Annotated in this window: 22 protein-coding genes and 1 riboswitch; of the genes, 5 read left to right on the forward strand and 17 right to left on the reverse strand. The window is 47.4% G+C overall.

Features of this window, described 5'->3' with window-relative positions; all coding sequences use genetic code 11:
• The first annotated feature begins 329 nt into the window (after positions 1–329).
• Together purH and purD are read left to right on the forward strand one after the other, a co-directional pair.
• Entirely contained in the window at positions 330–1,919 is a 1,590-nt protein-coding gene (gene purH / locus HGT71_RS15405) for a bifunctional phosphoribosylaminoimidazolecarboxamide formyltransferase/IMP cyclohydrolase (RefSeq protein ID WP_214218591.1), read from the forward strand.
• 18 nt (positions 1,920–1,937) lie between these two features.
• A complete protein-coding gene (gene purD, locus HGT71_RS15410; protein WP_214218571.1) occupies positions 1,938–3,218 on the forward strand; it encodes a phosphoribosylamine--glycine ligase in 1,281 nt (426 codons plus the stop codon).
• Between the two features lie 28 nt (positions 3,219–3,246).
• Here purD and HGT71_RS15415 read toward each other — a convergent pair whose 3' ends face one another.
• The 7 genes from HGT71_RS15415 to nudC all read right to left on the reverse strand — a co-directional run bounded on the left by HGT71_RS15415 (position 3,247) and on the right by nudC (position 8,468).
• Positions 3,247–3,909, reverse strand: coding sequence for a DUF1481 domain-containing protein (locus tag HGT71_RS15415; RefSeq protein WP_214218574.1), 663 nt, complete (start codon positions 3,907–3,909; stop codon positions 3,247–3,249).
• 93 nt (positions 3,910–4,002) lie between these two features.
• Complete coding sequence (gene hupA, locus HGT71_RS15420) at positions 4,003–4,275, reverse strand: nucleoid-associated protein HU-alpha (protein ID WP_048911275.1); 273 nt, start codon at positions 4,273–4,275, stop codon at positions 4,003–4,005.
• Positions 4,276–4,450: 175 nt separating this feature from the next.
• Positions 4,451–5,047, reverse strand: a complete 597-nt coding sequence (locus HGT71_RS15425; RefSeq protein WP_048911274.1) for a YjaG family protein — start codon at positions 5,045–5,047, stop codon at positions 4,451–4,453.
• A gap of 62 nt (positions 5,048–5,109) precedes the next feature.
• Positions 5,110–5,778, reverse strand: coding sequence for a deoxyribonuclease V (gene nfi / locus HGT71_RS15430; RefSeq protein ID WP_214218592.1), 669 nt, complete (start codon positions 5,776–5,778; stop codon positions 5,110–5,112).
• Positions 5,779–5,780: 2 nt separating this feature from the next.
• Complete coding sequence (gene hemE, locus HGT71_RS15435; RefSeq protein WP_214218576.1) at positions 5,781–6,851, reverse strand: uroporphyrinogen decarboxylase; 1,071 nt, start codon at positions 6,849–6,851, stop codon at positions 5,781–5,783.
• 122 nt (positions 6,852–6,973) lie between these two features.
• Entirely contained in the window at positions 6,974–7,750 is a 777-nt protein-coding gene (locus HGT71_RS15440) for a bactofilin family protein (protein ID WP_214218578.1), read from the reverse strand.
• Positions 7,716–8,468 carry an NAD(+) diphosphatase gene (nudC, locus tag HGT71_RS15445; protein WP_214218593.1) on the reverse strand — a complete coding sequence of 251 codons (753 nt, stop codon included), beginning with the start codon at positions 8,466–8,468 and terminating at the stop codon, positions 7,716–7,718. Before nudC ends, HGT71_RS15440 begins: the two co-directional genes overlap by 35 nt.
• 96 nt (positions 8,469–8,564) lie before the next feature.
• Between nudC and rsd the strand changes: the two genes are divergently transcribed.
• From rsd to thiE, 3 genes are all read left to right on the forward strand, one after another.
• Positions 8,565–9,116 carry a sigma D regulator gene (gene rsd / locus HGT71_RS15450; RefSeq protein WP_214218580.1) on the forward strand — a complete coding sequence of 184 codons (552 nt, stop codon included), beginning with the start codon at positions 8,565–8,567 and terminating at the stop codon, positions 9,114–9,116.
• A gap of 83 nt (positions 9,117–9,199) precedes the next feature.
• Positions 9,200–9,300, forward strand: a riboswitch (TPP riboswitch).
• Positions 9,301–9,386: 86 nt separating this feature from the next.
• A complete protein-coding gene (gene thiC, locus HGT71_RS15455) occupies positions 9,387–11,309 on the forward strand; it encodes a phosphomethylpyrimidine synthase ThiC (protein ID WP_214218582.1) in 1,923 nt (640 codons plus the stop codon).
• A gap of 1 nt (position 11,310) precedes the next feature.
• Positions 11,311–11,934 (forward strand): thiamine phosphate synthase, encoded by a 624-nt coding sequence (thiE, locus tag HGT71_RS15460; RefSeq protein WP_214218584.1) that lies wholly within the window; start codon positions 11,311–11,313, stop codon positions 11,932–11,934.
• A 23-nt stretch (positions 11,935–11,957) separates the two neighbouring features.
• On the opposite strand, the gene HGT71_RS15465 is transcribed toward thiE, so the two are convergent.
• The 10 genes from HGT71_RS15465 to HGT71_RS15510 all read right to left on the reverse strand — a co-directional run.
• The gene (locus HGT71_RS15465) at positions 11,958–13,028 is read right to left on the reverse strand and encodes a DUF1176 domain-containing protein (RefSeq protein WP_214218586.1); all 1,071 of its coding nucleotides are present in this window, start codon (positions 13,026–13,028) and stop codon (positions 11,958–11,960) included.
• Between the two features lie 85 nt (positions 13,029–13,113).
• A complete protein-coding gene (gene rpoC, locus HGT71_RS15470) occupies positions 13,114–17,334 on the reverse strand; it encodes a DNA-directed RNA polymerase subunit beta' (RefSeq protein ID WP_214218588.1) in 4,221 nt (1,406 codons plus the stop codon).
• Between the two features lie 81 nt (positions 17,335–17,415).
• Positions 17,416–21,444, reverse strand: a complete 4,029-nt coding sequence (gene rpoB / locus HGT71_RS15475) for a DNA-directed RNA polymerase subunit beta (protein ID WP_214218590.1) — start codon at positions 21,442–21,444, stop codon at positions 17,416–17,418.
• A 330-nt stretch (positions 21,445–21,774) separates the two neighbouring features.
• Positions 21,775–22,140 carry a 50S ribosomal protein L7/L12 gene (rplL, locus tag HGT71_RS15480; RefSeq protein ID WP_099823305.1) on the reverse strand — a complete coding sequence of 122 codons (366 nt, stop codon included), beginning with the start codon at positions 22,138–22,140 and terminating at the stop codon, positions 21,775–21,777.
• Between the two features lie 66 nt (positions 22,141–22,206).
• Positions 22,207–22,704, reverse strand: coding sequence for a 50S ribosomal protein L10 (gene rplJ, locus HGT71_RS15485; protein WP_048911264.1), 498 nt, complete (start codon positions 22,702–22,704; stop codon positions 22,207–22,209).
• Between the two features lie 303 nt (positions 22,705–23,007).
• Positions 23,008–23,712 (reverse strand): 50S ribosomal protein L1, encoded by a 705-nt coding sequence (gene rplA, locus HGT71_RS15490; RefSeq protein ID WP_048912866.1) that lies wholly within the window; start codon positions 23,710–23,712, stop codon positions 23,008–23,010.
• A 3-nt stretch (positions 23,713–23,715) separates the two neighbouring features.
• A complete protein-coding gene (rplK, locus tag HGT71_RS15495) occupies positions 23,716–24,144 on the reverse strand; it encodes a 50S ribosomal protein L11 (protein ID WP_048912867.1) in 429 nt (142 codons plus the stop codon).
• Between the two features lie 139 nt (positions 24,145–24,283).
• Positions 24,284–24,829: a transcription termination/antitermination protein NusG gene (gene nusG, locus HGT71_RS15500; RefSeq protein WP_048912868.1), complete on the reverse strand. Its 546-nt coding sequence runs from the start codon at positions 24,827–24,829 to the stop codon at positions 24,284–24,286.
• Position 24,830: 1 nt separating this feature from the next.
• Entirely contained in the window at positions 24,831–25,217 is a 387-nt protein-coding gene (gene secE, locus HGT71_RS15505; RefSeq protein WP_048912869.1) for a preprotein translocase subunit SecE, read from the reverse strand.
• A 222-nt stretch (positions 25,218–25,439) separates the two neighbouring features.
• Positions 25,440–25,922: EF-Tu C-terminal domain-related protein (locus HGT71_RS15510; RefSeq protein ID WP_244986546.1), on the reverse strand; the 483-nt coding region annotated here is incomplete at its 5' end.

Below are 25,922 nucleotides of genomic sequence, written 5' to 3' on the forward strand. Positions count from 1 at the left end.
TCAATCATTATTTTGATTTTTTCTCCTGGACCGAATCGCTTCAGTCCCTGTCACCGCGCTGCGTATCGTGCTTTGCCGTGTCAGTGGATGCGCATTATAGGGAGTTCAGAAAAAGGCGCAATACCTTTTTTAATAAAATCTGACTGACTGCTGCATTCCACAGCAAAACACCTATTTATACGGTGTTATCCACAGATTTACTCACAAAGGGTTAAAAAAATCATTTAACGCGAGATCCACGCAAACGTTTTCGCTACAATATGCCCCTGTTAATTGTAAAGGCGCCGATGCTTTTATCTTTCAAACTGCAACTCCAGAGGTTTACTTCTATTATGCAACATCGTCCTGTACGCCGTGCTTTACTTAGTGTCTCTGATAAAACAGGGATCGTTGACTTTGCACGAGGCCTTTCTGAACATGGTATTGAACTCCTCTCAACTGGCGGTACTGCGCATTTACTGGCAGAAGCAGGCTTAGCCGTTACAGAAGTATCAGACTATACCGGCTTCCCAGAAATGATGGATGGGCGCGTTAAGACCCTACACCCCAAAATCCATGGTGGTATCCTCGGACGCCGCGACAAAGACGATGCGGTGATGGCTGAACACCACATTCAACCTATCGATATGGTTGTAGTAAATCTCTATCCCTTCGCCAAAACGGTCGCTAAAGAAGATTGCAGTCTGGAGGACGCTGTTGAAAATATCGATATCGGTGGCCCCACTATGGTTCGCTCAGCGGCGAAGAACCATAAAGATGTCGCGATAGTCGTAAATAGCGCGGACTACGCCCCCCTATTAAAAGAATTAACCGATAACGACCACGGCTTGAGCTTAGCGACACGCTTCGATCTAGCTATCAAAGCCTTCGAGCATACTGCGGCTTACGATGGAATGATCGCGAATTACTTTGGTCGCTTGGTGCCGGCTTATCATAGCGAAGAGAAAACGCCGTCTGGCCAATTCCCCCGTACCTTAAATCTTAGCCTTATTAAGAAACAAGATATGCGTTACGGTGAAAACAGCCACCAACATGCCGCCTTCTATATAGAAGACACTCTCTCAGAAGCCTCTGTCGCAACAGTGGTCCAACGTCAAGGTAAAGCGCTTTCCTATAATAATATTGCTGACACCGATGCGGCGCTTGAGTGTGTCAAAGAGTTCGAGCAGCCAGCCTGCGTGATTGTGAAACACGCTAACCCTTGCGGAGTTGCCACAGCCAGCGATTTACTTCAAGCCTATGACTTAGCTTATGCGACCGACCCGACTTCTGCTTTTGGTGGCATCATTGCCTTCAACCGGGAATTGGATGCTGCAACGGCGCAAGCCATCATCAGTCGTCAATTTGTCGAAGTCATCATCGCTCCAAGTGCCAGCGAAGAAGCTCTAGCGATTACCGCTACAAAACAGAATGTCCGCGTACTTACCTGCGGTGAATGGCAACAACGTCAAAGCGGGTATGATTTTAAGCGTGTTAATGGTGGCTTATTAGTACAAGACCGTGACTTAGGAATGGTCAGCGAAAGTGAGTTAACGATTGTCACTAAGCGTCAACCGACCCAAGAAGAATTACGTGACGCGTTATTCTGCTGGAAAGTCGCAAAATTCGTTAAATCCAATGCCATTGTCTACGCGAAGAATAATCGTACTATCGGCATCGGTGCTGGCCAAATGAGCCGTGTCTATTCAGCAAAAATTGCCGGTATTAAAGCGGCTGATGAAGGTTTAGAGGTTAGCGGCTCGGCAATGGCGTCAGACGCTTTCTTCCCCTTCCGTGATGGGATTGATGCAGCCGCAGCCGTCGGCATACGTTGTGTGATCCAACCTGGCGGATCAATTCGCGATGAAGAAGTTATCGCGGCAGCAGACGAGCATGATATTGCGATGATTTTCACTGGAATGCGTCATTTCCGCCACTAAAGAAGAGGTCAGTACAGAATGAATATTCTCATTATCGGTAATGGTGGCCGCGAACATGCCTTGGCATGGAAAGCCGCACAATCCCCTTTAGCAACCAAAGTTTTTGTGGCACCGGGTAATGCTGGTACGGCACTCGAACCCACGTTAGAAAATGTCGCGATTGAGGTAACCGATATTCCTGGGCTACTGGCTTTTGCTCAACGCGAAAACATTGGCTTAACTATCGTGGGTCCCGAGGCCCCCTTAGTTCGGGGCGTTGTCGATGCTTTCCAACGCGAAGGCTTAACGATTTTTGGACCCACGCAGGCTGCGGCGCAGCTTGAAGGCTCCAAATCCTTCACTAAGGACTTCTTAGAACGCCACCAAATTCCGACCGCTGCTTACCAAAACTTCACTGATATCGAGCCAGCATTAGCTTACTTACAAGAGAAAGGTGCCCCGATCGTTATCAAGGCGGATGGCTTAGCTGCTGGTAAAGGCGTTATTGTCGCCATGACGTTGGGAGAAGCGGAAGCCGCCGTAAAAGATATGTTAGCGGGTAATGCCTTCGGTGATGCTGGGCATCGTATCGTTATTGAAGAGTTCCTTGAAGGTGAAGAAGCCAGCTTTATCGTGATGGTCGATGGTGAACATGTCCTCCCTATGGCCACAAGCCAAGACCATAAACGCGTAGGCGATGGTGACACAGGACCGAATACTGGGGGAATGGGTGCCTATTCCCCTGCTCCAGTTGTCACTGATGACATCCACCAGCGGGTTATGGATCAGGTGATATGGCCGACCGTAAAAGGTATGGCTCAAGAAGGTAACCGTTATACGGGGTTCCTTTATGCAGGGTTGATGATTGACGCGGCAGGACAACCTAAGGTAATTGAATTCAATTGCCGTTTTGGCGACCCGGAAACGCAACCGATTATGATGCGTCTACAATCCGATCTCGTCGAATTATGTTTAGCGGGAAGTACGGGACGTTTGGACCAAGTTGATTCTCTCTGGGACGATCGGGCAGCGCTTGGCGTTGTTATTGCAGCGGGGGGATATCCCGATGCTTACCGTAAAGGGGATGTCATTAAAGGTCTCCCTCAAACTGACAATACGGATGCGAAGGTCTTTCATGCAGGGACGGTGTTATCCGGTGAGGACGTAACAACTGCTGGCGGACGAGTGCTTTGTGCAACAGCACTAGGGGAGTCTATTGCGCAAGCGCAACAGAATGCCTATCAGCTGACTCGCCAGATCAGTTGGGAAGGCAGTTTTTACCGTCACGATATTGGCTATCGGGCCATTAATCGTAAGTAACGTTAGTGAGGGCTGGGTATGCTAGCCCTTACTTTTTGGAATAATTAGGCTGTTGCTGACACAGGTTACGGGTTGTCATCAATAACACCTGCTGCCCTTCTGGTGCTTCAATCCACGCAACATAAGCTGGCGATTGCTGTGATAAACTGCTCAGCCGTTGATTCTCTCTATCAGTAAAATGAAACTGAACTTGGTTCCTGTCACACGTTTCGACTTGTTGGGTCGACAACCAACGCCCCTGATGCAACGCCACCCTACCATCGATGAGATCTCGGCTGGCCTCCAATAGACGTTGCGCCTCGAATTTTGCGAGTTCTAGCTCATTCACTGTCAACGGCTGACGCGATGTTGCATATTTTTGCTGCATAAAGGTGGTTGTTCCATCTTTACGACTAAACCGTGCTGAAAAGCGATCCTCTGGCCCTTGGAGGGACTGCTTTGTAATACTTACCAATGAATCTTGGTCCCAGTGATAAACCGCTTCAGATTCGTTTGAGCCATCAAACGGAGTAAAAATCGTTTGTAGCGTCGTATAATTTGACGACGTGGTATGTTGCCAAATACGTACCACCCCACGATCAGCCAGATAGCCGGTGGCATGGGATTCAGGTTTCTTTTGAAAGAGCGCGCAGCTACAGAGGGAGCAGAACAAAGGAAGTAGAAGAAAGGAACGATAAGAGAACAAGCGCATAGCTATCTCTTTAGTCAATAGGATGTGACTACGGGACCGATCAAGAAGGGGAGAGCTCCCCTTCCGATCAAACTTATCACTGATAAGATGCGCTTATTTCACAGCATCTTTCAGAGCTTTACCTGAAACAAATGCAGGAACATTTGCTGCAGCAATTTTGATCTCTTTACCGGTTTGTGGGTTACGACCAGTACGCTCTGCACGGTGATTAACCTTGAAAGTACCGAAGCCTACTAGCTGAACCGCATCACCTTCTTTCAGAGACTCAGTGATCGCAGAAAGAGTCGATTCCAGTGCAGTTTTAGCCTGGGCTTTAGACAGATCCGCTTTTTCGGCGATCGCATCAATCAGTTGAGTCTTGTTCATAAGTTATCCTTAAAGTGTATTTATCGCTTGCCAGTCACGAGAGCAAAAAGAATCGATAAACCCTTTTCTGCCTCCGCGTTCTGATAGCCTCAAGATTAGCCCCTCAAATGTAGACTAGACAGGGGGCGATTGTGAAGCCTTCAGTACAGGTTATTTGGCTTTGATACCAAATTTCTTAGCTTTTTTGCTCAAAAACCACACCAATATTACTTATTGCGTCTTCGCGTAAGTCTTGTCGAAGCCCTTTAATTAGCTCCAAGTCTCGTTCTTCACATTCGGCGAGCAAGCGAAAAATCTCCCATTGGGCATCCCACTCGTCGATAACAGCGAGGTTATCTTTCAGTTCTTCGTCTGTGAGTTCACGACCGCTCTGCGTCATTTCTAACATTGCTACGGTGGTGACTGAAGTTTCGCTTACCGCAATCGCATGTTCTAACGTTTCGCCACTCAAACGAGAATGGACGATCTCGCTTAACGCGACACACGCGTCAATCGCAGGATAAACACCATAGATCTCGAAGTCTTCTCCAACAGGAATCGCTTCTTCGAACTTCTCTAGCTGACTATCAAAGTTAACTTTTGCATCTTTGACCAGTAACGTCTCCCAGATAAGATCGAGGATACGACGATAAAGCTGTGCGTTAGCAAAACCGGTGTCATGGCAAAACATTTGATAGTTAGGGTACATACGCTCACATAGACATGCCATAAAGGTCACGTGCTGCCAGCTTTCAAGCTTGGCTAAGCGTAAATGGATAGGGTTACGTAACATGCAGGATACTCATTATAAAATCGCTTCACACAGTGTATCGTAATTCACCGTGATTATCAGTGTTATTGTCGGGCTAGCCAGCGTTGAAAACTTGGTCGATTCGACGCAACAGCATCCGCCCAGCGAGTCGGCTCGGGTAGTCGGTAACCGCGCAAACATTGTTGAGTCCACGCCAATGCCGACGCAGTGCTGAACTGATGCCCAACGGAAATAAAAAGCGGATTACAGCGAACCTTACTTCGTAGCACCGAGCCTATCCTCTGCCCATGGTATCGTAAGTCGACGACTGAACCGGGTTCCAAGGATAACGCGGGATATTCGCCGCAGAGTCGGCTTTTAGCAACCCCAATAGTCGGTACATCGGCCAATAAGCCAAAGTGGCTCGCAACACCGAGTCCACGTGGATGCGCAACGCCTTGACCGTCGATAAACAATAAATCAGGATTGATGGTGAGCATTTGCCACACCGCTTCCAAAGCGGGACATTCCCTGAATGAGAGGTAACCAGGAATATAAGGTAATGTAACAGGCAGCCGCGCAACCTTATACTCCACCAGCTCAAGTTCAGGCCAAGTCAGGATCACCATCGCTGCGCGAGCCACAGTCCCTTGTGCTTCGAAGCCAACATCTCCCCCGGCGATATACCGCGGGGAGAGTGCTTCAGGCTTGTCATGTTGAATAACCTGACAAGCATATTGCTGCTGTAAGGCTTTCAACTCGGCTAAGTCAATACTCATCCTTCGCGGTGGTAAGGCTCAGATAAACGGTGCACTGACTCGACAAACACGCCTGCATTTTCTGGTGGGACATCAAGGTGGATACCGTGACCAAGGTTAAAGACATGACCACTTCCTTGACCGTATTGCGCAAGGATAGTTTGCACTTCAGCCTCGATACGAGCTGGTTGCGCATAAAGAATGGAAGGGTCCATATTGCCTTGCAGCGCAACCCGATGGCCAACACGTTGTCTTGCTTCGTCGATACGTGTCGTCCAATCTAGACCAATGGCGTCACACCCAGTGTCTGCTATCTGCTCTAACCATTGACCGCCACCTTTAGTAAACAGCGTCACCGGTACACGACGACCTTCATTCTCATGAATCAAGCCATCAACGATTTTATGCATATAATGTAAGGAGAATTCTAAATAATCTCTCCCTGTTAATACGCCACCCCAAGTATCAAAGATCATGACCGATTGCGCGCCAGCTTTGATCTGTGCGTTTAAATAACTTGTCACGCTCTCGGCGACTTTCTCTAGCATCAAATGCAGGGCTGCTGGCTCGGCATACATCATTTTTTTAACTTTAGTGAAGGCTTTGCTGCCTCCGCCTTCCACCATATAAGTTGCCAGCGTCCACGGGCTGCCTGAAAAGCCAATTAACGGGACTTCGCCCTGTAAATTTTTACGGATAGTCCGTACGGCATTCATGACATAACCTAATTCTTGTTCAGGATCAGGAATAGGCAGTTTTTTCACGTCCGCTATCGTTTGAATAGGGGAACTGAATCGTGGCCCTTCACCTGCCTCAAAGTAGAGGCCAAGGCCCATTGCATCGGGAATGGTTAAAATATCTGAGAAGAGAATCGCAGCATCTAATGGAAAACGGCGTAACGGTTGAAGCGTCACTTCACAAGCGAGTTCAGCATTTTTGCACAGCGACATAAAATCGCCTGCGACAGCACGAGTGGCTTTATATTCTGGTAAATAACGTCCCGCTTGGCGCATCATCCAAACAGGCGTCACATCTGTAGGTTGGCGCAATAATGCGCGCAAATAGCGATCGTTTTTTAATTCATTCATTTTCTAGGCTCTCTTTTGTCTAGGCCTAGTGTAACAGCTATTTAAAAACTACGTGGACACTACAGACTAAATTATTTTGGCGGCAGCATATCCGCACCGCCAGTTATCTAAAGCCCATCACGCTATTTTTTTCCTATCGAACACTCTGGCGCTGACGCGAGTTTAGGAAGTGCCGTCACGTTCTCTTTGGGCATTTTTTCTACTTCTTTAGTCTTTTTATCAGCAGAATATTGTGAGTTCCCATTGAATATGCCACCCCGCTCAATCGATAGCTCGCTAGCTTGGATGTCACCATCTAAGCGTCCTTGAGACAGTATCTTCACCGACGCAGCTTGGCAACGACCTTGCAAGTAACCATTAATCGTTATCTTCTCGGCCGTCAGTGTCCCTTGTACCTTCCCTTCTCTACCTATACGAATCGAACGGCTGCTATGAATATCACCGATCACGCTTCCTTCAATTAACACATCGGCTTCATTGCTGATCTCTCCGGTAAGAACCGTACCTTTAGCAATCAATGTCTCTTTAATCGCACGTTCTTCTTTCACTTGAGCCGCCTCGACAGTGGGAGTACTCATCTCTTTTTGACTTGAATCGACGATATCGATTTTCTTTTTAGTTTTAAACATAAAGGCTCTTTTAGTTCGCTGACGAAAATAGACCGCCACTGCTCCACATATCGCTATCCATAACGTAGCAATCTGTACACAGTTGACGAGAGAAAAATAAGGGGAAAGATAGGTGATTAATAAAATCCCCCATATTGCCCATAGCACCCATAACAGGGTGAATTGGTCATTACGCATGGGGAATAGGTAATACCGTAAATCGACAGCGACAATATTGTGTGAGATCAGCTTTACATCAGTCTTGCCGACATAGGACAACAGTGTCTTCAATCAGGCGTCGGGCAATCGTGCCAATCTCTGGGATTTTCGGTAATTGTGATACATCAAACCACTCGGCACTTTTCAGTTCTTTAGGATCTATTTCAATCTCGCCGCTGTCATACTCCGCAGTAAAAGCGCACATTAAGGAGTGAGGAAATGGCCAAGGCTGCGAGGCAACATAGCGTAGATTTTTTATTGTAATACCACTCTCTTCCATCACTTCACGGTGCGCACACTCTTCAAGCGTTTCACCTGCCTCAACGAAACCGGCTAATACGGTAAAAATAGGCTGTTTATGGCGTTGATGTTGTGCCAATAAAATTTGTCGACCTTTACGAATGGCAATAATGATGCACGGGGCAATCTGCGGATAATAGCGCTCGCCGCAATGATCACATAAGCAAGCGAATTCTTTCTCTGAGCGGTTCATTTCAGACCCGCAATAGCCACACCAACGATGGGCGCGATAAAATTCTGCGAGTTGAACTCCACGTCCTGCGAGTTGGAATAACGGCTTATTGGTCCCTAGAAGACGACGAACACTTTCCATATCAGTGGGCTGTTGCTGGCAAACCAACCAGCAAGGTTTACCTTGGTATTCACCTATTTGCCGCGCATTGTCGATGTTAAGACCGAGTTCGCTGGCGGTTCCATAAGGGAGTTGACCTTGGGGTAGCCAAAGATTTCGTCCCTCGCTACACACCCACCATCCTTCTTGTTCTGTCATCTGATTGTATTCAACCACGCCATGCCTCCTTAAAGTCAGGTGAATTTATTAATATAGTCTACGCTTAGTTAACTAACCTTATTCGGAGCAGCCATAATGCTGACTAAATTAGCTAACTTAAGCGAAAAAATGACGGTAAGCCACCCAATGATTGACCAGTGGTTGGCGAGCCGTCGTCAATTATTGGTCGCTTACTACAATTTGATTGGACTGATCCCACAGAAAAGTGAGAGTGAACGCTGTGACGAGGCCGCGCTTGATACCTTTTGTCAGCGTCTAGTTGATTACCTCTCATCTGGGCACTTTAAACACTATCAACAAATCGAGATTTTATTGGCCTCGCCAGCACAGCAAAAACTGTTGAGTACCCTGTACCCACAATTAGAAGACAGCACCCAAACTTTGCTCGCACTGTACGATACCTATTTAGAACCCGCTATCTCTAACGGCGAAATCCCTAAATTACGCAGTGTGATCTCGGAAGTCGGCATGCAGCTTGATGCATTGTTTGATCTTGAGGATCAGATGTTACTCTCAACAGAGCTTGTCGGATCGCGAGTGGATTCCCCGCAATTAGCGAGCAATCCACTCGCCACCGAGACAGCAAAATCGTCAGCATCCGTTTCATCAGGGATGCTCGATAGTTAATGACTGCTGTTGTGAATTATTCTGAATAAGGTTATGGTGCAGCGAGGAGAATTGGAATCTCCTCTTAAAGCGAAGTTAGCTTATTTATCTTGTCGGAGTGCCCTTTTGGGCTGAGACCGTTAATTCGGGATCCGCGGAACCTGATCAGGTTAGTACCTGCGAAGGGAACAAGAGTCAATCCCCTGCCTTGATCTATATTGACCTTTTCAAGGTACATTGCTCCTTCCGAACTCCGGACAAGCATTTTTCTTTCAATGTCGAGAAACTGCTATGTCTGAATCTTTATCACGTCGCGAAAAACGCCAACAGGCGCAACAATTTCTGCAATCTTTAACCGGTACAACATTTCCCAACTCCACGCGAGAGTGGTTGTCAGGTACACGTGACGATATTCGTGTACCGGTGAGGATGATCCACCTCTCGCCCACCCTGAATAGTGATGCTTCTGTTTACGAAGAAAACCCCTCAATCCCTATCTATGATACCTCCGGCCCGTTTGGCGATCCTGAATCCACCCCCAATGTTCACGACGGTATTGCGCCACTGCGTGCCACATGGATTGCGGAGCGGATGGACTCTGAAGCGATCAAGCATACTGCGTCAGACTACACGCAACAGCGGTTATCCGATGCCACGCTTGAGACGATTCGCTTTCAGAAACCGTTTCAATTTCGTAAGGCAAGTGCTGGCGCTTGTGTCACGCAACTCCACTATGCGCGCCGCGGTATCATTACCCCTGAGATGGAGTTTATCGCCGTTAGGGAAAACTTAGGACGAGCGACGCTTCCCGAAAGTGAGTTATTGCAACAACACCCCGGCGCACCGTTTTGTTCACAGACGCCACGAGAAATCACAGCAGAATTTGTACGCCAAGAAGTCGCCGCTGGGCGAGCGATCATACCAGCCAATATTAATCATCCTGAATCAGAACCCATGATCATCGGGCGTAATTTTTTAGTCAAAGTGAACGCGAATATTGGCAATTCAGCGGTCACCTCTTCGATCGCAGAAGAAGTTGAAAAACTTGTTTGGGCGACCCGCTGGGGCGCTGACACGATTATGGATCTCTCGACGGGACGTAATATTCATGAGACGCGGGAATGGTTACTACGTAATAGCCCTGTACCTATCGGAACTGTACCCATTTACCAAGCATTAGAGAAAGCGAATGGTATCGCCGAGGACCTCGACTGGCCGCTATTTCGCGATACACTTATCGAACAAGCCGAACAAGGCGTTGATTATTTTACTATTCACGCTGGGGTATTGCTGCGATATGTCCCAATGACGGCGAAACGGCTTACCGGTATTGTCTCCCGAGGCGGCTCAATTATGGCCAAATGGTGCCTCTCACATCATCAAGAAAATTTTCTTTATCAGCACTTTCGTGAAATTTGTGAGATTTGTGCTGCCTACGATGTTTCGCTCTCGTTGGGAGATGGGCTTCGCCCAGGATCGATTCAAGATGCCAATGACGAAGCGCAATTCGCTGAGCTGAGAACATTAGGTGAGCTGACAAAAATAGCCTGGGAATATGATGTGCAAGTCATGATCGAAGGTCCGGGCCATGTCCCCATGCACATCATCCAGCGAAATATGACCGAACAACTCACTCACTGTGAAGAGGCCCCCTTCTACACCTTAGGTCCCCTTACCACAGATATTGCCCCGGGTTACGATCATTTTACCTCAGGGATTGGTGCGGCATTTATTGGCTGGTTAGGCTGTGCCATGCTCTGCTATGTCACCCCGAAAGAGCACCTTGGTTTACCCGATAAAGAGGACGTTAAACAAGGCCTGATCGCCTATAAAATTGCAGCCCATGCTGCCGATTTAGCGAAAGGCCATCCTGGTGCACAAATCAGGGATAACGCGATGTCTAAAGCACGATTTGAATTCCGTTGGGAAGACCAATTCAATTTAGCCTTAGATCCCGATACCGCGCGTAAATTCCATGATGAAACGCTGCCGCAAGCGTCAGGAAAAGTCGCACACTTTTGCTCCATGTGTGGTCCAAAATTCTGTTCGATGAAAATTAGTCAGGAAGTACGCCAGTTTGCTAAAGATAATCCGCGAGAAGATCATCTGCCACAAAATATCGAAGCGGAAATGCGAGAGATGGCTGAACAGTTCAAAAATGTTGGCGGTGAGATTTATACCCCAATCCTCCCAGAAACCGAACGGAGCCACTAATATGCGCTTTCCCGACGTCCCTTTTGCTCTCGGACTCTACCCTGTTGTCGACAGTGTTGAATGGATAGAGCGCCTGCTCAATGTAGGCGTAAAAACCTTACAGCTACGTATTAAACACGCTAATCGCGATGTGATAAGAGAAGAGATTCGCCATGCTATTGCATTGGCTAAGCAGTTTGACGCGCGGTTATTTATTAACGATGAGTGGCGGCTTGCAATTGAGTACCAAGCTTATGGCGTACATCTTGGGCAAGAAGATCTCTTAGAGGCTGATTTATCGGCCATTGCTCACGCTGGGCTTCGTCTCGGGGTTTCAACACATAGCGATGAGGAGATTGAGAAGGTCTTACCGATAAATCCCTCATACATTGCCTTGGGTCCGGTCTATACGACTCAAACGAAGGAAATGGCCATGCCACCCCAAGGGATTGCACAAGTGGCCAAGCATGTTGCCAAACTCAAGACGATGCCAACGGTCGCTATCGGCGGAATTTCTCTTGAAAGAGCCACCGACGTCTTACAAACAGGTGTAGGCAGTATTGCAGTAGTGAGTGCCATCACCCAGGCCACTGATTGGCGTGCCGCCGTGGCATCTTTTCAGCAGCTAATTGATCAACAACGTTAACAGCTCGCAGAATGAGCTTAGGCTCATTCTGTTTCCTTGAAACCAGGCATTAACCATACTGATGGCCAGTTCCCGGGCTCTCCACCATCACAGGTAGGCTGATTATGGTAACTCATCAACTCAAAAATTTTCCCATTAAAGCGCCATACCGCGCTCTCACCGCAATCCGCGAGTCCTCGCCCGCGTGCCGTATGGTAGAGAAGCCCTCGTTGGGGGTCATAATGAGGATCGGTGAACCAACTGACAGTTTGTAAATCACCTTGGTTATTCCTAAGGGGAATAGGCAAATCGAGTACTTTAGCGCGCTCAGGGTGATTTCTGGGGACAACGAATAAAATGGATGAGGATTGGTAGGCGCCTGAGACGCAGTTGATCATGACCAGTGCGCGCTGATTAGCGAGAGGCTTGGCATTACTTTTTTGCAGCGTCTCGTCTTCCGGTGTGCATTCTTGATCAGTCAGAAGTTGTGCCTGCGACGTTAGCACCGTCTGGATTATATGATTAGGGTCTTTGAGTGGCGCGACTTTAGCTTGCATCGCGAAATGAGGTTCAATCGCATAACGGTGCGGAACATCATTGGCACTTTCTTCACCAGGCGCAATCAGCGCAGTACGATTATGAAGGCGGCCTTGACGTTCATCAATAAAGCTCAGTGCACCCATTAATCCCGCTAACGAGGTTCCTTCGTCAGAATCGGGTGAGAGGGAGAGCGTTGAAGCATTAGTGAGCAGCTGGAGAAACGCTTGGATCTGTACCAATGAATTCGAGGAATAGCCTGCCGCATCATGTTGGTTATCGGCTTGGTGAGACGCTAAGGTAGTTTGCCACCGTTTGCCATCTACCCAAATACCTTCGGGTGAATCGCTGTCATAACCCGCCATGTCCAAAGCTATAGCGCCTTTCGGACCGGCTTGGTACGTTAATATGATACGAATGTCTTCATCGGGATTCGCGTTGCGCACATCGCAATCGTTTAGGTTATTGCAAGTCACTTGCCATTGTTCGAATAACCGCTGCACCGGCTCCGAGGCAGCACTGAGCGTACTGAAAAACATCCCTGCGAGCAGTGGGTATACTTTCCATCGCATCTTCATATCAGGATCCTTAACAGGGAGTAAAATAGGGAATAGGACATAAAAAAAACCCTGCCTAAGCAGGGTTTTCACTTAACACATCTAATTACTCGTCTGAACCGCCCAGACCTGCATTAAGCAGTTCTGCTAAGCTCGCGGAAGCTTCGTCTGCAGTCACTTGTGGCGCTGCAGGCACTTCACCTTGCTGGCGACGGCGCATACGATCTTGGTGGTATGCATAACCGGTACCGGCTGGGATTAAGCGTCCAACGATAACGTTCTCTTTCAGGCCACGTAATTCATCACGCTTACCTGCCACTGCTGCTTCAGTTAACACGCGCGTCGTTTCTTGGAACGATGCTGCCGAGATAAATGACTCAGTTGCCAGTGAAGCTTTGGTAATCCCTAACAGGTCACGATGGAAAGTTGCTGCAACTTTACCATTTGCTTCCAGTTCGCGGTTAGCGATGAGGATACGCGAGACTTCTGCTTGCTCACCTTCTAAGAACTCGGTGCTGCCTGCAGAGGCAATCGTTGCCTTACGTAACATCTGACGAACGATAACTTCGATATGCTTATCGTTAATCTTAACGCCTTGTAAGCGGTAAACTTCTTGTACTTCGTTAGTGATGTAACGCGTTACCGCGTGTACGCCACGTAGACGTAGAATGTCGTGTGGTGACTCTGGGCCATCGGACACTACATCACCGCGTTCAACACGCTCACCTTCGAAGACGTTCAGCTGACGCCACTTAGGAATCATCTCTTCGTACGGATCGCTACCATCAACCGGTGTGATCACTAAACGACGCTTACCTTTGGTTTCTTTACCGAAGGAGATGATACCGCTGATTTCTGCCAGAATCGCCGGCTCTTTCGGACGACGTGCTTCGAACAGGTCAGCAACACGTGGCAGACCACCGGTAATATCTTTAGTACCGCCAGATTCCTGAGGAACACGGGCTAAAGTATCACCTGAACTGATTTGTACACCATCTTCAAGCTGGACAATTGCATTGCCTGGCAGGAAGTATTGTGCAGGCATATCAGTACCTGGCAGCATGACATCGTCGCCTTTCGCATCAACGACTTTGATCGCTGGACGAAGATCTTTACCACCAGAGGTACGATCTGCAGTGTCCATGACCACCAGCGAAGAAAGACCGGTCAGTTCGTCAGTTTGACGCGTAATGGTTTGACCATCATTCATGTCAACAAAACGTACAAAGCCGTTAACTTCGGTGATAACTGGCATTGTGTGCGGATCCCAGTTTGCAACGGTATCACCCGCTTCAACTTGCTCACCATCACCCTTCGCCATGACCGCACCGTAAGGAACTTTATAGCTCTCTTTAGTACGACCAAATTCGTCGATCATCTTCAGTTCGGTGTTACGTGAAGTGACAACCAGTTTACCGGCTGAGTTGGTTACCGACTTCGCATTGCTTAGACGGATAGTCCCTTTGTTCTTCACTTGGATGCTTGATTCAGCCGCCGCACGTGATGCCGCACCACCGATGTGGAACGTACGCATCGTCAGCTGTGTACCAGGCTCACCGATTGATTGTGCTGCGATAACCCCGATGGCTTCACCTTTATTGATGATATGCCCGCGTGCAAGGTCACGACCGTAACAGTTTGCACACACACCGAAGTCAGTTTCACAGCTAACTACTGAACGTACTTTGATGCTGTCTACTGAATTCTCTTCCAATACGTCACAGATGTGCTCATCCATTAAAGTATTACGTGGAACAAGAATATCAGCAGTACCCGGCTTCAATACGTCTTCTGCCGTCACACGACCCAATACGCGCTCACGTAGCGGCTCTTTAACGTCGCCACCCTCGATAACCGGAGTCATCAGGATACCTTCGTGTGTGCCACAATCGTCTTCCGTTACAACCAAGTCCTGAGCAACGTCAACTAAACGACGCGTCAAGTAACCGGAGTTAGCGGTTTTCAGTGCGGTATCAGCAAGACCTTTACGAGCACCGTGGGTTGAGATGAAGTACTGAAGTACGTTCAGACCTTCACGGAAGTTTGCCGTGATTGGTGTCTCGATGATTGAACCATCTGGTTTCGCCATCAGACCACGCATACCAGCAAGCTGACGAATCTGCGCAGCAGAACCACGAGCACCGGAGTCGGCCATCATATAGATGCTGTTGAAGGAAACTTGCTGCTCTTCTTCACCATGACGGTTAATCACGGTTTCAGTTTGCAGGTTTTCCATCATCGCTTTCGAAACACGTTCGTTAGCGGCCGCCCAGATATCGATAACTTTGTTGTAACGCTCACCGGCAGTCACCAGACCTGATTGGAACTGTTCCTGGATTTCTGCAACTTCCGCTTCCGCTTCCGCGATGATTTCGGTTTTCGCTGCTGGGATCACCATATCATCGATACCTACTGAAGCACCTGAACGTGCAGCGTAAGCAAAACCGGTGTACATGGTTTGGTCAGCAAAGATAACCGTAGGTTTTAAGCCTAAGATACGATAACAAGTGTTCAGCATCTTAGAGATTGCTTTCTTACCTAACGCTTGGTTAACGATTGAGTAAGGAAGACCTTTTGGAACGATCATCCACAGAATCGCACGACCAACAGTCGTATCAACCAGGCTAGTGCTTGGCACTAACTCGCCATCATCAGTTTTGGTGAACTCAGTGATACGCACTTTTACGCGAGCATGCAGTTCAGCAAGACCTGCACGGTAAACGCGCTCGGCTTCTTTAGGTCCAGTCAGAACCATGCCTTCGCCTTTCGCGTTAACACGGTCACGGGTCATGTAATACAGACCCAATACAACGTCTTGAGAAGGAACAATGATTGGCTCACCGTTCGCTGGGGACAAGATGTTGTTGGTCGACATCATTAATGCACGTGCTTCTAACTGCGCTTCAAGCGTTAGTGGCACGTGAACAGCCATTTGGTCACCATCGAAGTCGGCGTTATAAGCCGCACAGACCAGCGGGTGTAGCTGAATCGCTTTACCTTCGATCAGGACAGGTTCAAAGGCTTGAATACCTAAACGGTGAAGCGTTGGTGCACGGTTAAGTAACACTGGGTGCTCACGGATAACTTCATCCAAGATATCCCAAACAACCGCTTCTTCACGTTCAACCATTTTCTTCGCAGCTTTAATGGTTGTCGCAAGACCGCGTAATTCTAATTTTCCGTAGATAAATGGTTTGAATAATTCCAACGCCATTTTCTTCGGTAGACCACATTGGTGCAGGTGCAGGTATGGACCAACAGTGATTACTGAACGTCCAGAGTAGTCAACACGCTTACCTAACAGGTTCTGACGGAAACGACCTTGCTTACCTTTGATCATGTCGGCAAGTGATTTCAGTGGGCGTTTGTTTGACCCAGTGATTGCACGTCCGCGACGACCGTTATCCAGTAATGCATCAACCGCTTCTTGTAACATACGCTTTTCGTTACGTACGATGATATCTGGCGCAGCCAGATCCAACAGACGCTTCAAACGGTTGTTACGGTTAATCACACGACGGTAAAGATCGTTCAGATCTGATGTTGCAAAGCGTCCACCGTCCAGTGGTACCAATGGACGAAGATCCGGTGGTAAAACTGGCAGTACTGTTAAGATCATCCACTCTGGTTTGTTTCCAGATTGAACGAAAGCTTCAAGCAGCTTGATACGCTTAGTCAGCTTTTTACGCTTAGTTTCTGAATTCGTTTCATTCAGTTCTTCACGTAATTGCTCGCACTCTTGCTCAAGATCCATGTTTTTCAACAGGGCTTGAACGGCTTCTGCACCCATCTTCGCGTCGAATTCGTCACCAAATTCTTCTAAAGCATCAAGATACTGCTCTTCAGTCAGGATCTGGCGCTTCTCAAGATTGGTCATACCGCCTTCGATCACAACATAAGATTCGAAGTACAGGACACGTTCGATGTCACGCAGAGGCATATCGAGTAATAAACCGATACGCGATGGCAGTGATTTCAGGAACCAGATGTGTGCGGTAGGTGTAGCCAACTCAATATGACCCATACGCTCACGACGTACTTTAGTCTGAGTAACTTCAACACCACATTTTTCACAGATCACACCACGGTGTTTAAGGCGCTTATACTTTCCGCATAAGCACTCATAATCTTTTACCGGTCCAAAGATACGTGCACAGAAAAGACCGTCACGTTCTGGTTTAAAGGTACGATAGTTAATCGTTTCTGGCTTTTTAACTTCACCGAAAGACCAGGAACGGATCATGTCTGGCGAAGCCAGGGCGATCTTGATCGCATCAAACTCTTCGGTTTTAGTTTGCGCTTTTAAAAACTTAAGTAAGTCTTTCACGGATTAGCTCCCGTCGGAGTGAGACTTCTCAGGAGAGCGGCCCGCAGCCAGCTCTCCTGTAACCAGTAGAAAATCGAGTGCTTACTCGTCTTCCAGCTCGATGTTAATACCCAGCGAGCGGATTTCTTTCAACAGTACGTTGAAGGATTCCGGCATGCCTGGTTCCATCTGATGATTGCCATCGACGATGTTTTTATACATCTTCGTACGACCATTAACGTCATCCGACTTCACTGTAAGCATTTCTTGCAGAGTATAAGCAGCACCGTATGCTTCAAGTGCCCACACTTCCATCTCACCGAAACGCTGACCACCGAACTGTGCTTTACCACCCAGCGGCTGCTGAGTAACCAAGCTGTAAGAGCCGGTAGAACGTGCGTGCATTTTATCGTCAACCAAGTGGTTCAGTTTCAGCATATACATGTAACCTACGGTTACTTGGCGCTCAAACTGCTCACCGGTACGACCATCAAATAGCGTGATCTGACCAGAGGTCGGGATATCACCTAGCGTCAACAGCTCTTTGATTTCGCTTTCTTTCGCGCCATCAAACACTGGTGTTGCAATCGGCATACCCTTTTTCAGGTTCTCAGCAAGACGTAACACTTCTTCATCAGAGAAAGTACTTAAATCGACTTTTTGACGGATATCTGTGCCCAAGTCGTAAGCGCGTTGAATGAACTCGCGCAATTTAGCTACTTCCTGCTGCTGTTTCAGCATGGCATTGATTTTGTCACCAATACCTTTAGCAGCCATACCCAAGTGAGTTTCAAGGATCTGACCGATGTTCATACGTGATGGAACGCCCAGTGGGTTCAGTACGATGTCAACAGGGGTACCATTTTCATCGTAAGGCATGTCTTCGATCGGGTTGATCTTAGAGATAACACCTTTGTTCCCGTGACGGCCCGCCATTTTATCACCAGGTTGGATTTGACGTTTAACGGCCAGATATACCTTAGCAATTTTCAGAACACCCGGTGCTAAATCATCGCCTTGGGTGATCTTACGGCGCTTAGCTTCGAGTTTCTTCTCAAACTCGTGCTTCAGCTCGTCATACTGTTCAGCCAGTTGCTCTAACTGATTTTGCTTCTCTTCATCAGTCAGGCCAAGTTCCAGCCAACGCTCACGTGGTAACTTATCAAGTTTTTCAGCTTCAACACCGCCTGCGATCAGGACAGTTTGAATACGGCTGAATAAACCAGCTTCTAAGATCTGCAGTTCTTCAGACAGGTCTTTCTTCGCCTGCTTCAGCTGCATCTCTTCGATTTCAAGTGCACGCTTGTCTTTCTCAACGCCATCACGTGTAAAGACTTGGACGTCGATAACTGTCCCAGAAACACCGTTCGGTACACGTAAAGATGAATCTTTAACATCTGAGGCTTTTTCACCAAAGATTGCGCGTAACAGTTTTTCTTCTGGTGTCAGCTGAGTTTCACCTTTAGGTGTTACTTTACCGACAAGGATATCGCCGCCTTTAACTTCAGCACCAATATAGACGATACCTGACTCATCGAGTTTGGAGAGTGCAGCTTCGCCGACATTAGGGATATCAGCTGTAATTTCTTCAGAGCCCAGCTTAGTATCACGAGACACACAAGCTAACTCTTGAATATGAATGGTCGTAAAGCGATCTTCTTGGACCACACGCTCAGAGACGAGGATGGAGTCTTCGAAGTTATAACCATTCCATGGCATAAATGCCACACGCATGTTTTGACCTAACGCTAACTCACCGAGGTCAGTCGATGGGCCATCCGCCAAGACATCACCACGCTCAACCGGCTCGCCAAGTGATACACAAGGCATTTGGTTGATACAGGTGTTCTGGTTAGAACGTGTATATTTGGTCAAGTTATAGATATCGATGCCCGCTTCACCGGCGTACATTTCATCTTCGTTAACTTTAATAACGATACGTGACGCATCAACGTACTGAACCGTACCACCACGTTTAGCAACCGCAGTTACCCCAGAATCGACCGCAACAGCACGCTCCATACCTGTACCGACTAACGGCTTATCAGCGCGTAAGGTTGGTACTGCTTGACGTTGCATGTTTGCACCCATCAATGCACGGTTCGCATCATCGTGTTCCAAGAATGGGATCAGAGACGCACCAACAGAAACAACCTGTTGCGTAGAAACGTCCATGTAGTCAACTTGGTCGCGGCTGAATAAGCTCGATTCGCCTTTATTACGGCAAGTTACGAGGTCATCGATAAAGGCAAAGTTGTCGTCCAGGTTGGTGTTCGCCTGAGCAATAACGAAGTTACCTTCTTCAATCGCAGAGAGATAATGAATCTCATCGGTCACAATGCCATCGACTACGCGACGATATGGGGTTTCAAGGAAACCGTATTCATTCGTCTGTGCGTAAACAGAAAGTGAGTTAATCAGACCGATGTTCGGACCTTCTGGCGTTTCGATTGGACATACACGTCCATAGTGCGTTGGGTGTACGTCACGCACTTCGAAGCCTGCACGCTCACGCGTTAGACCGCCTGGACCCAAGGCAGAAATACGACGCTTATGCGTGATTTCTGATAATGGGTTGTTCTGGTCCATAAATTGTGAAAGCTGGCTTGAACCGAAGAACTCTTTGACCGCTGCAGAAATAGGTTTCGCATTGATCATATCTTGAGGCATCAGTGTTTCTAAATCGCCTAAAGATAAACGCTCTTTCACTGCACGTTCGACGCGGACTAAACCTACGCGGAACTGGTTTTCTGCCATTTCGCCAACAGAACGAATACGACGGTTACCTAAGTGGTCGATATCATCCACTTCACCGATACCGTTACGGATATCAATGAGCTTTTTCATTACTTGGATGATGTCGTCGTGGCTCAGAATACCGGCGCCTTCGATTTCATCACGTCCTAATGAACGGTTGAATTTCATACGACCTACAGCTGAGAGATCGTAACGGTCTTCAGAGAAGAACAGATTCTCAAATAGGTTTTCTGCTGCTTCACGCGTTGGTGGCTCACCAGGACGCATCATGCGATAGATTTCTACCAGCGCACTCAGACGATCATTGGTTGGGTCGACGCGTAAAGTTTCAGAAATGTAAGGGCCGTGGTCTAGGTCATTAGTAAACAGCGTTTCAATGCGCTTGTGACCAGATTGGCTTAGCTTAGCTAACAGATCTAAAGACAGTTCCATGTTAGCGGCAACGATAAGTTCGCCAGTCGCTTGATCGATGTAGTCTTTCGCTGCAACTTTACCAGCAATGTATTCAACCGGGACTTCAATGTGTTGAATCTTGTCTTTTTCTAACTGACGAATATGACGAGCGGTGATACGACGACCTTTCTCAACATAAACAGTACCGTTAGATTCGATATCGAAAGACGCTGTTTCACCGCGCAGACGCTCGGGAACAAGTTCCATTTGCAGGCGATTGTCACGAATTTCGTAAACAACTTTATCGAAGAACAGACCAATAATTTGCTCAGTCGTATACTCAAGCGCACGCAGAATGATCGTGGCAGGCAGTTTACGACGGCGGTCGATACGGACAAATAAGTTGTCTTTAGGATCGAATTCAAAGTCTAACCATGAACCACGGTAAGGAATGATCCGTGCGTTATACAGGACCTTACCTGATGAGTGCGTTTTACCTTTGTCACTATCAAAGAACACACCTGGGCTACGGTGAAGCTGAGAAACGATAACACGTTCAGTACCATTGATAACAAAGGTACCATTGTCTGTCATGAGTGGAATTTCACCCATGTAGACTTCTTGTTCTTTAATATCTTTGACGGTACCTTCTGGCGCTTCACGCTCATAAATGACGAGGCGTAGCTTAACGCGCAGCGGTGCTGAGTAAGTCACCCCACGGATTTGGCATTCCTGTACATCAAAGACGGGTTCGCCCAAACGGAAGCTGACATATTGCAGCTCTGAACTACCGCTGTAGCTCTGAATTGGGAATACGGAACGGAAAGCAGCTTCCAAACCGTGTTGACCTTCGGGATCTTGCTCGATGAACTTCTGAAACGAGTCAAGCTGGATAGAAAGGAGATAAGGTATATCCAAAACTTGTGGACGTTTACCAAAATCCTTACGAATACGTTTTTTCTCGGTATAGGAGTAAACCATAGGTTCCTCAGCTAGCTGACAAGTCGGCCTACGTTGTCCGTTTTAGTGGACAGTTATGCAACACTGTTATTATTTTTCATCACTGACGAAAAAGTCAGTGATGCAATACGTCTTTCTATCACTCTTAAATCATTTCATTGCTATTGCGAGACAGGGAACCCCACGGGGATAACAGTATATTAAGTCGTCGATAGAAAAAGATATTGGCGAGTTAACTTGGAAGACACAGTGCGAAACACCAAGGTAACTCTTTAGCGCAAAAAGGCTGGTAACCATTATAGTCACCAGCCATCAGTCTGCAACTACTCAGACTGTAACCCGAAGGTTATCTTATTTGATTTCAACTTCAGCGCCAGCTTCTTTCAGAGCAGCTTCAAGTGCAGCTGCGTCGTCTTTGCTGATGCCTTCTTTGATTGCAGCTGGAGCAGCTTCAACCAGGTCTTTAGCTTCTTTCAGGCCTAGACCAGTTGCGCCACGTACTGCTTTGATGACAGCAACTTTGTTAGCGCCAGCAGCTTTCAGAATGACGTCGAATTCAGTTTTCTCTTCAGCAGCTTCAGCAGGACCTGCAGCAACCGCTACTGCCGCAGCAGCAGAAACACCGAATTTTTCTTCCATTGCAGAAACTAGCTCAACAACTTCCATTACGGACATTGCTGCAACAGCTTCCAGGATTTGGTCTTTAGTGATAGACATAACAATTGTTCCTAAAAATCAGAATTAGTTTAAACGTAAGCAAACACGTTGCGTAAAAAAGTCGGCTTATGCCGCTTCTTTTGCATCGCGAACAGCTGCCAGAGTACGAACCAGTTTGCCTGCAGCGGCTTCTTTCATGGTCGACATCAGACGTGCCAGTGCTTCTTCGTAAGTTGGTAAAGTTGCCAGACGGTCAATTTGTTCCGCCGGGATCAGCTCACCTTCAAAGGCTGCAGCTTTAACCTCAAAGTTTGCATTCGCTTTCGCGAAATCTTTGAACATACGAGCAGCAGCGCCCGGGTGTTCTAAAGAATATGCAATCAGGGTTGGACCGACAAACGTGTCTTTCAGGCACTCGAAAGGAGTACCTTCAACGATGCGACGTAGCAGGGTGTTACGAACAACACGCATGTAAACGCCAGCTTCACGACCTGCTTTACGCAGTTCAGTCATTTTATCTACAGTAACGCCACGGGAATCCGCAACTACCGCAGACAGCGCGCCTTTGGCTACTTCGCTGACTTCAGCAACAATCGCTTGTTTGTCTTGAAGATTTAATGCCATTAGCTTGTGCTCCTGGATTATTTAGCTAGATAGATAGCTATCTAGAACTCACATCACTCACACTGCGAACAGTGTGAGCGCGAAATACGGTGAGCAGAATCCAGAAAAAAATTTTAAGGTTCTGTCACCGTCTACGCAGGAAATTAAGTTTTTATGCAAAACACCTGCGGTCTTGGACGGAGGCCTGGATAAGGCCAGGCTCCAACCGAAAATCTTGCAATAGCACAGAATAAATCAAGCTATCGCGCTCTCCATAGGAGAGAATGGGCGCAAATTTTAGTTCAAATTTCCACCCATGTCAACTTAGTTAGTTGATGCGTTCAGACCAGCTTGGTCGATTGCAACACCTGCACCCATAGTGGTAGACAGGCTAACTTTCTTGATGTAAACACCTTTAGCTGAAGTTGGTTTTGCTTTTTTCAGCGCAACCAGCAGAGATTCTAAGTTCTCTTTCAGTTTATCAGCGTCGAAGTCGACCTTACCGATAGTGGTGTGGATGATACCATTCTTGTCGTTACGGTAACGAACCTGACCTGCTTTAGCATTTTTAACTGCTTCAGCAACGTTTGGTGTTACAGTACCCACTTTCGGGTTTGGCATCAGACCGCGTGGGCCAAGAACTTGACCTAATTGGCCAACAACGCGCATTGCATCTGGAGAAGCAATAACAACGTCAAAGTTCATTTCGCCTTTCTTGATTTGGTCAGCCAAATCTTCCATACCGACTAATTCTGCACCTGCAGCTTTAGCAGCTTCAGCATTTGCACCTTGTGCAAAGACTGCAACGCGAACGCTACGGCCAGTACCGTTTGGTAGTACAGTTGCACCACGAACGTTTTGGTCAGATTTACGAGCATCGATACCGAGGTTTACAGCAACATCTACGCTTTCAACGAATTTAGCCGTCGCTAATTCTTTCAGCAGTGCTACAGCTTCAGAGATATCGTATTGTTTAGTTGCGTCAACTTTCTCACGGATGTTGCGCATGCGCTTGGTCAGTTTAGCCATTTCTTAGTCCTCCACTACCAGGCCCATGGAACGAGCAGTACCTTCGATAGAGCGAGTCATCGCTTCTACGTCCGCACCAGTCATATCCGCTGCTTTAGTCTGTGCGATTTCTTGCAGTTGAGCGCGAGAAATTTTACCGACTTTGTCTTTGTTTGGTTTACCAGAACCTGATTTGATCCCAGCAGCTTTCTTCAGAAGAACGGCTGCAGGAGGGGTTTTGGTAATAAAGGTGAAAGAACGGTCGCTGTATACAGTAATAACTACTGGAGTAGGCAGGCCTTTCTCTAGGCTTTCTGTTTTTGCGTTAAACGCTTTACAGAATTCCATGATGTTAACACCTTGTTGACCTAAAGCTGGACCAACTGGTGGACTTGGGTTTGCCATGCCCGCTGCAACTTGCAGTTTGACATAGGCTTGTACTTTCTTAGCCATGATAATTCCTCTGTTGGGTATAGCGCCTAAAAAGGCTTCCCGTGGTTATTCAATCTATCGGGCGTTAACCCCATAAATATAAAAGGCGCGAAATTATAATTAAATTTCGCGCCTTATGCAATCAACTGTTGCTGATATATTAAGCTTTTTCTACCTGACTAAAGTCTAGCTCTACCGGTGTCGCACGTCCAAAGATGGAAACAGAGACCTTCAAGCGGCTTTTCTCGTAGTCGACTTCTTCGACAACACCGTTGAAGTCTGCGAATGGACCGTCACTGACACGAACCATTTCACCCGGTTCGAACAGGGTTTTAGGACGTGGTTTATCACCTGCTTGTTGCAAGCGATTCATGATGGCATCAACTTCTTTATCGCTAATAGGTGCTGGGCGATCAGATGTACCGCCAATAAAGCCCATGACGCGCGGAACGCTGCGCACTAAGTGCCAGCTTGCGTCGTTCATGACCATTTGGACTAACACATAGCCTGGGAAAAATTTACGTTCGCTTTTACGGCGTTGGCCTGCACGAATTTCGACGACTTCTTCGGTCGGTACCATGACCTCACCAAAGAGCTCTTCCATGTTGTGCAGTTTGATATGTTCACGCAGAGAAACTGCTACGCGAGCCTCGAAACCAGAAAACGCCTGAACGACGTACCAGCGTTGTTTAGGTGCTTCAGACATTTCAGAACCTCAGACCAGTGATAAAGGATACTAGGCGGACTAGGATGCTATCTAATCCCCATAAAATGAGCGACATGATCGCCGTAACGATCGCGACAATAACGGTTGTCTGCAATGTCTCTTGACGGGTCGGCCAAACCACTTTACGGACTTCGGTTCTTGCTTCGCGCGCGAAAGACACTGCTGCTTTACCTTTTGCTGTCGTAAGGAAAGCAATACCGCCTGCTATCGCGATAATAATAACCACGCCTAGCGCGCGAAGTGGAAGATTAACTTCACGATAGAAGTAGTTACCCGCGATTGCGATAATCAATAGCGCAAAGACAACTACCCATTTGATTATTTCTAGGCCACGTCCACTCGCCTGAGCTTCAGTACTTGCACTCATAACAACCTACCACCATAAATCAAAAACTATTAAACCTCGCGATTTGCGAGGTAACCAACCCAGTCGGCATTCACCATCTGGAGTTTAACGTCACCCAGAGCCTGTCTCAACAATGATTTGGCTTCTAAAAAATCACTGATGAGCCAGGTTCTGTATCATCGCGAATAAAAAGGGCATCAAATGATGCCCTTTTCACATGCATGACGTCAAATATTATCGTGATTAAGCGATAACTTTAGCAACAACACCCGCACCTACAGTACGGCCACCTTCACGGATTGCGAAACGTAAGCCGTCATCCATTGCGATTGGGTGGATTAAGGTAACAACCATTTTGATGTTGTCGCCTGGCATTACCATTTCAACGCCTTCTGGCAGTTCGATGGTTCCAGTCACGTCAGTTGTACGGAAGTAGAACTGTGGACGGTAGCCTTTGAAGAACGGAGTATGACGGCCGCCTTCGTCTTTAGACAGAATATAAACTTCTGACTCGAACTGGGTGTGTGGCTTGATTGAACCTGGTTTTGCAAGAACTTGACCACGTTCGATTTCTTCACGCTTGATACCACGCAGAAGAACACCAACGTTCTCACCTGCTTGACCTTGGTCAAGAAGCTTACGGAACATCTCAACACCAGTACAAGTAGATTTCGCAGTATCTTTGATACCAACGATTTCAACTTCTTCACCTACTTTAACGATACC

The sequence above is a fragment of the Rosenbergiella epipactidis genome, assembly GCF_018494055.1.
GTDB classification, from domain to species: domain Bacteria; phylum Pseudomonadota; class Gammaproteobacteria; order Enterobacterales; family Enterobacteriaceae; genus Rosenbergiella; species Rosenbergiella epipactidis.